Annotated in this window: 10 protein-coding genes and 1 pseudogene; 7 read left to right on the plus strand and 4 right to left on the minus strand. The window is 63.9% G+C overall.

Going from position 1 to position 8,695, the window contains the following annotated elements:
- Both VNW74_RS14060 and VNW74_RS14065 read left to right on the plus strand, forming a co-directional pair.
- Window positions 1-710 (plus strand): annotated as a pseudogene (locus VNW74_RS14060) (glycosidase); the annotation flags it as partial.
- 16 nt (window positions 711-726) lie between these two features.
- On the plus strand, window positions 727-1,143 hold the full coding sequence (locus VNW74_RS14065; RefSeq protein WP_325677786.1) for a hypothetical protein: 417 nt from the start codon (window positions 727-729) through the stop codon (window positions 1,141-1,143).
- A gap of 253 nt (window positions 1,144-1,396) precedes the next feature.
- Here the strand turns inward: VNW74_RS14065 and trhA are convergent, their stop codons facing one another.
- The 3 genes from trhA to VNW74_RS14080 all read right to left on the minus strand — a co-directional run bounded on the left by trhA (window position 1,397) and on the right by VNW74_RS14080 (window position 4,592).
- Complete coding sequence (gene trhA / locus VNW74_RS14070) at window positions 1,397-2,143, minus strand: PAQR family membrane homeostasis protein TrhA (RefSeq protein ID WP_325677788.1); 747 nt, start codon at window positions 2,141-2,143, stop codon at window positions 1,397-1,399.
- A gap of 170 nt (window positions 2,144-2,313) precedes the next feature.
- Window positions 2,314-3,786, minus strand: coding sequence for an AMP-binding protein (locus VNW74_RS14075; protein WP_325677790.1), 1,473 nt, complete (start codon window positions 3,784-3,786; stop codon window positions 2,314-2,316).
- A complete protein-coding gene (locus VNW74_RS14080; protein WP_325677792.1) occupies window positions 3,786-4,592 on the minus strand; it encodes an enoyl-CoA hydratase/isomerase family protein in 807 nt (268 codons plus the stop codon). The genes VNW74_RS14075 and VNW74_RS14080 overlap by 1 nt, the downstream gene beginning before the upstream one ends.
- 90 nt (window positions 4,593-4,682) lie before the next feature.
- On the opposite strand from VNW74_RS14080, the gene VNW74_RS14085 reads away from it, so the two are divergent.
- The 4 genes from VNW74_RS14085 to VNW74_RS14100 all read left to right on the plus strand — a co-directional run bounded on the left by VNW74_RS14085 (window position 4,683) and on the right by VNW74_RS14100 (window position 7,361).
- A complete protein-coding gene (locus VNW74_RS14085) occupies window positions 4,683-5,309 on the plus strand; it encodes a helix-turn-helix domain-containing protein (protein WP_325677794.1) in 627 nt (208 codons plus the stop codon).
- Between the two features lie 79 nt (window positions 5,310-5,388).
- A complete protein-coding gene (locus tag VNW74_RS14090) occupies window positions 5,389-6,162 on the plus strand; it encodes an SDR family oxidoreductase (protein ID WP_325677796.1) in 774 nt (257 codons plus the stop codon).
- A gap of 122 nt (window positions 6,163-6,284) precedes the next feature.
- Window positions 6,285-6,752 carry a hypothetical protein gene (locus tag VNW74_RS14095; protein WP_325677798.1) on the plus strand — a complete coding sequence of 156 codons (468 nt, stop codon included), beginning with the start codon at window positions 6,285-6,287 and terminating at the stop codon, window positions 6,750-6,752.
- A gap of 237 nt (window positions 6,753-6,989) precedes the next feature.
- Window positions 6,990-7,361 (plus strand): tautomerase family protein, encoded by a 372-nt coding sequence (locus VNW74_RS14100; RefSeq protein WP_325677800.1) that lies wholly within the window; start codon window positions 6,990-6,992, stop codon window positions 7,359-7,361.
- Between the two features lie 31 nt (window positions 7,362-7,392).
- On the opposite strand, the gene VNW74_RS14105 is transcribed toward VNW74_RS14100, so the two are convergent.
- Entirely contained in the window at window positions 7,393-8,319 is a 927-nt protein-coding gene (locus tag VNW74_RS14105; RefSeq protein WP_325677802.1) for an NmrA family NAD(P)-binding protein, read from the minus strand.
- A 133-nt stretch (window positions 8,320-8,452) separates the two neighbouring features.
- Here VNW74_RS14105 and VNW74_RS14110 point away from each other — a divergent pair.
- A partial coding sequence (locus VNW74_RS14110; protein WP_325677804.1) for a helix-turn-helix domain-containing protein occupies window positions 8,453-8,695 on the plus strand: 243 nt, incomplete at its 3' end.

Raw genomic sequence — 8,695 nt, forward strand, 5'->3', positions numbered from 1 at the left:
CGGTTTCCGAGCGCGTGCTGTGGCCGTCGATGGAGGCCGAGCAGGCCGGCATGGAGGACGCCCGCTTCGTCCGCTTCGTCGACGACGACGGCTCGGTCACCTACTACGCCACCTACACGGCCTACAGCGGATCCCACATCAGCCAACAACTGCTCAAGACCGAGGACTTCCAGTCCTTCACCTCCGGGCCGCTCGTCGGGAAGGCCGCGGCCAATAAGGGTTTGGCCTTGTTCCCCCGACGAATACACGGTCGCTATGCCGCCATGTCGCGATCGGACCGCGAGACCAACACCGTCGCCTTCGCCGACCATCTTGCGGTCTGGACGAGCGCGTCGCCCTGCCAGCAGCCGGTCGAGGCATGGGAAGCGCTGCAACTCGGAAATTGCGGCCCGCCAATCGAAACCGATGCAGGCTGGCTGGTGCTCACCCACGGCGTCGGACCCATGCGCACGTACAGCATCGGCGCGATTCTGCTTGATCTCGACGATCCGACCCGGGTGCTCGGCCAGCTACGACGCCCATTGCTCAGCCCCGCTCGCGACGAACAGAACGGCTACGTGCCCAACGTCGTCTACTCGTGCGGCGCGCTCGTTCACGCCGACACCCTGGTGATCCCCTACGGGATCGCCGACGGCGCCATCGGCTTCGCCACCGCGCCACTTCCGCAGCTGCTGGCCACGATCGTTCAGCAACCAGATCACCCGAGATGAGGTCACCATCAGCACGATGAGAAGGTCCAGCGACAAAACGCATAATCCGCTCGGCGAGTATGTCCTGCACATGGGTGCGGGATTCGTCGCCAAGGAACGTCCGCACGTGCTGGAGGCGTTGGCTACGCTCGAGCCGCATCTGGGCCGGTGGGACCCGCCTGACATCAGCCTGGAAGTCTCGTTGCAGGACCGCGGCCGCAAGGAGCAGCGTGTCACGTTGCGGACCACGTTGCCTGGTCTCCCGCCGCTCGTGGCCGTCGCCGACAACCGCGACATCACCCGCGCCCTTCACGAAGCCAAGTATGAGTTGATCCGGCAGCTCGAACGCCAGAAGTCGGCGTGCGAACCCATGCACAATCGCAAGCTCGGGCACAACACGATCCGCCACCCAGGCACCTCGGCGCGGGGGCATCGCATCCCGCGCGCAACGTAGCCGCGCGGGAAGCGGGCACGGCAACCCTCTGAATAGTCTGCGCATGCGTATGCCATCGTCGCAGTGCATTTGTGCACTCGGCGTTGTCAACCGCTTTTCGAGGTTTCTTCGTAAGCAGACTTCAGCGGTTGCGACCACCTCGCTGGACGAGCCATAGGCTTACCGCGACGGAGGCGATGACAGCGGCGATCAGCAGGATGTTTGTCATCCGAGCAATCTATCGAGAAGCAGGGTGCTAGGCGTCGGGGCCAAGTTATAGGACGACGAACCACACGGCGACGTAGTGACTCACCGCCGCAGCTGCGGTGAAGGCGTGAAAAAACTCGTGATAGCCGAATGTATGCGGCCACGGGTTCGGCCAGCGAACGCCGTAGAGGATGGCGCCGACGTTGTAGAGGATCCCGCCGAGGACGAGCAGGCTGACCACGATCGGACCCCCGCCGTCGAGCAGGCTGCCGGCGAAGCAGATCGCCACCCAGCCGAGTAGGAGGTACAGCGGCAAGCCGACCCATCGCGGGGCCGACGGCCACCACATCTTGAGTGCCACACCGGCCACTGCGCCCATCCACACGATGGCCAGCATTTCGGCGCCGGTGCGCGGCGGCATCGCCAACAGCGCGAAGGGAGTGTAACTGCCGGCGATGAAGACGAAGATCGCCGAGTGGTCGAGCCGCTTCATCCACTTCAAGGCCACCGGATTGTGCCAGTGCTTGCGGTGATAGACGGCGCTGACGCTGAACATTGCGACAATGGTGACTGTGTAGATCAGGGTCGCAAGGACAGCTTTCTGCGACGACGTGATCCCCGCAACCGGCACCAATGCTAAGCCGCCCACGGTGGCGATCACCGCCGAGCAGAGGTGGATCCAGCCGCGGGCGCGTGGCTTCCCAATGAGTTCGGCGACGGTGTCGGCGAGGCCTTGGGGCAGGTCGTCGACGACCGGGGCCACCGGATCGCGCACCGAAGAAGCCGCATTCGGGTCTGCGTGGCGGGATGTCATGTTGTACTCGTCGCTAATAAGCCTGTTTGGGCGAGCCGATAACGTCGAGCCATCGCGGATCGCGACGACGCGGGATTGAGTCTAGCGGCAGCGGTGGCCGTACGCTGGCCGCTCCCCACCGGCGACCCAACGGCCGGCAACTCGCGCTTTCGGCATGAACGATCGATCCGTCACCGCGCCGCCGGCCAGTATCGCGCGCGGATCTTGCGCTTCATCAGTTTTCCGGTGTCTTCTCGAGGCAGGTCGTTGTCGAACACGATGATTCTGGGAGTTTTGTAATGCGCCAGATTGGTTCGGACGTGTTCGCGCACTTCGCCTTCGGTCAGGCCGGTCGCCTCGACGTGGGCGGCGATCGCCTCCCCGAACTCATCGTCTGGTACGCCGAAGACGGCGACGTCGCGGATGCCGTCGAGTTCGAGCAGGCACGCCTCGATTTCGGCCGGATAGATGTTCACTCCGCCCGAAATGATCATGTCCGTGCTGCGGTCGTTGAGGTAGAGAAACCCGTCGTGATCGAGGTAGCCGACGTCGCCAATGTCGAGGTATCCGTCCACCTCCATTGCGGCCCGCTTGTCCGGATTGCCGTGGTAGGTGAAGTTCGGCACAACCGACGGTGGCCGCAGGTGGATGCGCCCAGATTCGCCTTCTGGCAGCAGATCTCCGTTCTGGGAGTAGATCCTGACGTCGGCGTCTCTGATCGGGCGTCCGACGGTGCCGGGGTGCGCGAGCCAGTCAGGGCTGTCGCACGCCACGCAGGGACCGGTTTCGGTGCCGCCGTAAAACTCACGGACGATCGGCCCAAACCAGTCGATAATGCGTCGTTTCACTTCGGGCGGGCATGGCGCAGCGGCGTGCGCGACGGACTTCAGCGAGGAGACGTCGTACTTCTCCCGGACCTCGTCGGGAAGGCGCAGTAATCGGACGAACATCGTTGGGACAGCTTGGAAGTGATCGATCTGGTGTTCTTCGATCAGTCGTAGTAGTTCCTCGGCGTCGAAGCTTGCCATGATCGTGAGATCGATGCCGGCGGCCGCACTCACGAGCGCGTGAGCATTGGGCGCGCTGTGGTACATCGGCGCTGCCACCAGGGTTCGCATCCCTGGGGCCAGCCCGAGTGTCTCGAGCAGCAACCCCGCAATGGCTTGCGCCTGCACGGGGTTGGACGGCGCGCGGACGATGCCCTTGGGTCTGCCCGTCGTGCCGGAGGTGTACACCATCGCCATCGGTGCCTGCCTGGGCGGTTCTGAGCATGGACCCTGCAGCGCCAACCAGTCCTTGTAGACCGGATGTCTTCCGGTCGGCGGTTCCGATTCCTGGGTGACTTCGATCAGTGCCCGATCGCCGGCTACCGCCTCGGCGGTGCAGATGAGGCTGGTGTGGGCGAAGATCACTTTGCTATCGCTGTCATCGAGCAGATAGGCGAGCTCGGCCCCTTGCCAGTGCCAGTTCACCGGCACCGGTATGGCGCCCAGCATCCCGATACCAATGCTCGCTTCGACGAATGCGATCTCGTTGTGCAGGTAGATGGCTACTCGATCACCGGCCGTCACATCAAGGGCGGCAAGCCCGTTCGCCACTGCGCCGGCGCGGGCACGCACGTCTTCATAGTCTCGGAAGACGTGTCCACATCGAACGCCGGTCATCAGTCGGCGCTCCGGGTGGCCCGCCATGTTGCGAACAGGTCGGCGAACTCGCTGCCATGAATCGCTGCCGCCTGGGCGGCCGCTTCGAGGTCGATCGCCTGCGCGAGGGTGCCGTCGGCGGCCCCACGCAGCAGTCGCTTGGTCGCCCGGACCGCTGCGGCGGGGCGCGCGGCAAATGTCGTGGCGAGATCGAGCGCCGTGGCGAAGGCATCGTCACTCAGCTGGTGTACCAGCCCTATTCGCAGCGCGCTTTCGGCGTCGGTCGGTCGTCCCGTCAGCAGTAACTGCAACGCCGCACCCTCGCCGATCAGGCGCGGCAGCATCCAACTCGCGCCCATATCCGGCAGAAGGCCCATTCGGATGAACGGCGGAAACAGAGCCATCGTGGGTGATCCCACTCGGATGTCGCAGGCCAGTGCCAGCGACATACCGCCACCGACCGCGGGCCCATCGATGGCGGCGATCGTCGGTTGCGGCAATGCCCAGAGCGACTCGACGACGCGCATCAGCTGGGCCAACAATTCGGCCACTTCAGTCTCGGACTGCTGCGAAAGGTGCTCGAGCGCGCCGAAGTCTGCGCCTGCGCTGAACGCACCGTTGGCGCCAGTGAGAATCACCGCCCTGACGGCGGAATCGGCGCTTATCACCGCCAATTCGTGGGCCAGTCGGGTGAAGACATCGAGATCGAGAGAGTTGCGGCGACCCGGGCGATCGAGGACCAGTACCCGTACACCGTCTGCCGGATGTTCCACGCGCAGCCCGCCGTCGGTCGGTGCCGTTCGTGTCGCGGTTTCGGCACCGGTCACGGGCATACCTCCAGGATTCAACATTACGGGTCAAGTGACCTGGCGCTAGGTTACAGGTCAACTGACCTGTCGTCTATATATAGTGTTCTGGTGGCATCGACTCCGGTTCGCGGCGGCACTCCGCGGACGCAGCAGGCGCGGCGCGATCAGACCCGCGCCCGTCTGATCGAGGCGACCATCAGATCCATTGCCGATCACGGGTATCCGGCCACGACCACCAGACAGATCGCGGAGTCCGCCGGAGCGTCGCTCGGGGCGATTGCACATCATTTCCCGGCCCGGGTTGATCTCATCGCCACGGCGCTCGACGAGGTCTGGCGTCGAATGGAGACCGACTTGCGGGCTCGGGCCGCGCAGGCGGCGGCCGTCGGCGGGGCGCGCCGTACGCCTGCTCTGCTCGACGTGCTCTGGACCGCGTTCACCGACGACCTGTACGCCGTATGGGTCAAGGTGTGGATCGCTGCCGCCGACGATCCCGAGCTGTACGCCGCGCTTGCCCCGCTGGAGCGGCCCCAATCCGCCGTATTCGCCGCGATCGCCGCCCACGCGGCACCGGCGAACGTCCCGCGCGCCGAGTGGACCCGGCGATTCAGCGTCGCGCTCGATGCCATGCGGGGCCTCGCGCTCACACTCACCGTCCAGCCTCGAACGACTCCGATTCAGCGAGATCCCTGGCCGGACCTCAGACGGGAGCTCACCCGCCTTCTCGACCGCTGATCGCATCGTCGGCCGTTACCCTCATGCTGAAGACCGCGGCTGAGTACTCTCGACCGGACTGTGCTTGAAAGGCAGTTCAATGGATTTTGGATTAGATCAGCGCACCGCGTTGATTTGCGCGTCGACGTCGGGATTGGGGCTGGCAACCGCACAGGCGCTTGCTGGCGAAGGCGCGACTGTGGTCATCAACGGCCGGTCGGCCGATCGCGCGGAGGAGGTGGCCGCGGGATTGCCCCGGGCGGTTGCGATCGGATGTGACCTTGCGGGCGAGGGCGGTGCCGGGCAACTATTCGAGGCTGCGACTGACAAAGTCGGTGATATCGACATCTTGGTTCTTAATGGACCGGGTCCGCCGCCGGGGCGTGCGGTTGACATCGAGGCTGGTGCGGCCGATTCGGCGTTAGCGACATTGCTTATGCCACAGCTGGAGTTAGTGAGATTGGCCCTTCCCGGCATGTCGGCGAAGCGGTGGGGACGCATCCTGAGCATCAGCTCCACCAGCGTGGTTGAACCGATACCCAATCTGGCATTGTCCAACTTGGGCCGCGCCGCGCTGTCAGGATATTTGAAGACGCTTGCCGGAGAGGTTGCCCCGCTGGGTATTACGGTGAATTCGCTTCTACCCGGGCGTGTCTCGACAGCGCGAACTCGTAAGATCGACAAAGCCGTCGCGGAGGCGTTTGGCGTCTCGGTCGCCGAGGCCGAACAGGAAGTGTTTCGCCAGATACCCATGGGTCGCTACGGCCAGCCCGAGGAATTTGGCGCCGCTGCGGCCTTTCTCTGTAGCACCCAGGCTTCATACATCACTGGCACAGCGATCAGATGCGACGGTGGAATGGTATCTACGATCTGAGCGCGCATCAGAGCGAAGTCCGCCTGCCCCCAGCGAATCATAGAAATCATTCAGCCGGGTCTCAGCAACGTCGGCTCTGATGGTAGGAATCAGTTCGGACACCTAGCTAAGGGAGCGCGACAGTGGACACCGAGACCGTTGACCGCCAATTCAGTGCTCTGCAGCAACAGGCGCAACAAACCGCGACGCTGATCCAGACGCTCGCCGGCAAATTGTCCACCGCGGCCGCTGCAGGCGACCCCAATGCCCGTGAATGGGCATTGGATCTCAAGGAGATCGCGCTATCCATCCGCGACGAGCAAAGCACGACCACGGAACTCCTGCAGGCGATTCACGCGCTGGTTGACAACCATGTCGCTACCACCGAGCCGTCCGCGCCGTCGTACTACCCGCCAACCGCCCAATACGCGCAACCGCCGCAATACCAACCTCAGTATCAGCCCCAATACCAACCGCAGTACCAGCAGCCCGCGCCATCTGGCGGCACATTGCAGCGGTTCCTTGGCGGGCGGTTTGGCCAGGCGATCGTCACCGGCGCAGGCATCGGCATCGGTGACGACATTGTCAACAGCATCTTCGACAGATTCTGAGCCGCAACGATGTTCGGCCCGGCGACGAATTCGTGACGACGGGCTGGCTGGCTACGTCCCAGGCTGGCTACCACCGTGCCCAGAGACCGCTGAGTCTGTCGATGTCACCGGCGACAGCGATCCACCCCAACCGCTGTGCCCGAGAACAACCTTCGTGCGGATTCAGCGATTTGCCTCGCAGCCGCGCCACAATCAGCTAGGTGCGACAACGCTCCAGAACGAAAGGCTGAGATCACGATGCCGCTCTACAAGATCACAACCCCGGACGGATTGCTTTCCTCGGAAGCGAAGGCGGCGCTCGCTGCGCAGATCACCGAGTTTCACAGCCAAATGTCCGGTTTGGACGAGGCTTACACGAAGATCCTCTTCAACAGCTTTTCTCCCGGTGACGGTTTTATCGGCCGCGAGGCAGGGCCGGCGGTGATTCTGACGGTCAAGGTCCGCGCGGGTCGGCCGGCCGACTATAGGAGCAAACTGCTCTTTGGGCTCAAGTCGCTGCTTCAGAGCGCGACTGGCGCCGCCGATGTTCAGATGCTGCTGGCCCTCGAGGAGACTCCGGCCAGCAACGCCATCGAGATGGGCGAGTTGATGCCCGAGATCGGCGCGTAGTCGGACCGCTCGCTTCGGTGTCGACCTGGCGTTATGCGGCGGGTAGTCGCGCGTCGGTGATGCCGAACGGGCCGTCTGTGGCGAATGTGGCGCGGGTGGCGGCGACGTGCTCTTCAACGGTCGTTGGTTTGGATCCGCCGATCAGCTCGACGAGGTTGTTGATGCCGGAGAAGACGCCGTCGCGGTAGTCCTGCGTCACGTTGCTGAGATGCTGCACAAAATGGGCGGACCCACCGGCGGCCGCCAGACCTGCGGCGAATGTCGAGATCTCGATCGGCTCGTAGCGGACCGGAATGCCCAAAGTGTCACCGACTTTCGCGGCGATGGCGTACCAATCGAGCTCCTCGGCACCGAACAGTGGATAGACCTGGCGGTCATGCGGGTCGGGGTTCTGCAGAATCGCTGCAATGACGTTGGCTTGATCGGCCGCGGCGATGGGGGCGTGGCAAACGTCGGCCAGGGGCAGTCGATAGATGCCTTCTTGGCTGTCGGTGCGAACCCAGAATCCGTTCAGCCATTCCATGAAGAAGGTGGGTCGCAGATGTGTGGTGACGAGCGCCGTGCGGTCCAAGAGCCGCTCGGCGATCCAATGCTGCCGTGCGGCAGTGCTTTTAGCTTCACGTCGCGCCGAGATTTGGGACATGTTCACGACGGCGTGCACACCGGCCTCACTGGCGGCCTGAGCGAAGTTCGCCGTCGCCTCGATCAAGCCCGGGACAATCGGATAATTGAAGTAGGCTGCGGTGACGCCGGGCATCGCGGCGCTGACGGCGGGAAAGTCCAGCAGGTCGCCCTGAACGATTTCGGCGCCTTGCTCCGCTAGCCGGTGCGCACGGTCGTCCAACGCGTGCACGAATGCGCGGACGCGAAGCCCTCGTTCACGCAACAAGCGGACGGTGTGTGCACCGGTCTTGCCGGTAGCGCCGGTGATCAGGAATAGATCGCTCTTGGTGGTCATGGTTATCGCCTTCCCGCTGGCAGATGCCTGTGCTGACTCCCGCGACAACGCCCGGAAACCGATCGGTATTCCGAGACAGACTACAAAAAGGCGATTCGATCGTCTGAAAACTGATCGGTATACTGGTGTTCCGATGAACGATAAGCACACCGATCCTGCGTCGAGCAGCGCCAACGCGCGGGAAAGGATCCTGTCCGCCGCCGGATCGCTCTTCTACCGCGAAGGCATCCACGCCACGGGGGTGGAACGCGTCGCGGAAGAGGCAGGCGTGTCAAAGCGCACGATGTACCAGCTCTTCGCGAGCAAGACGGGGCTGGTCGAGGCGTATCTGCGCGGTATCCACGACACCGGGGGGATGCCCAACGAGAAAGCCCTC

It is taken from the genome of Mycobacterium sp. (genome assembly GCF_035570115.1).
In the GTDB taxonomy this organism is placed as follows: domain Bacteria; phylum Actinomycetota; class Actinomycetes; order Mycobacteriales; family Mycobacteriaceae; genus Mycobacterium.

Bases quoted from the DNA above. Each gene is read 5' to 3' on its own strand.
- VNW74_RS14065 (WP_325677786.1), top strand. From the start codon at position 727: ATGAGAAGGTCCAGCGACAAAACGCATAATCCGCTCGGCGAGTATGTC.
- trhA (WP_325677788.1), bottom strand. From the start codon at position 2,143: ATGACATCCCGCCACGCAGACCCGAATGCGGCTTCTTCGGTGCGCGAT.
- VNW74_RS14075 (WP_325677790.1), bottom strand. From the start codon at position 3,786: ATGACCGGCGTTCGATGTGGACACGTCTTCCGAGACTATGAAGACGTG.
- VNW74_RS14090 (WP_325677796.1), top strand. From the start codon at position 5,389: ATGGATTTTGGATTAGATCAGCGCACCGCGTTGATTTGCGCGTCGACG.
- VNW74_RS14100 (WP_325677800.1), top strand. From the start codon at position 6,990: ATGCCGCTCTACAAGATCACAACCCCGGACGGATTGCTTTCCTCGGAA.
- VNW74_RS14105 (WP_325677802.1), bottom strand. From the start codon at position 8,319: ATGACCACCAAGAGCGATCTATTCCTGATCACCGGCGCTACCGGCAAG.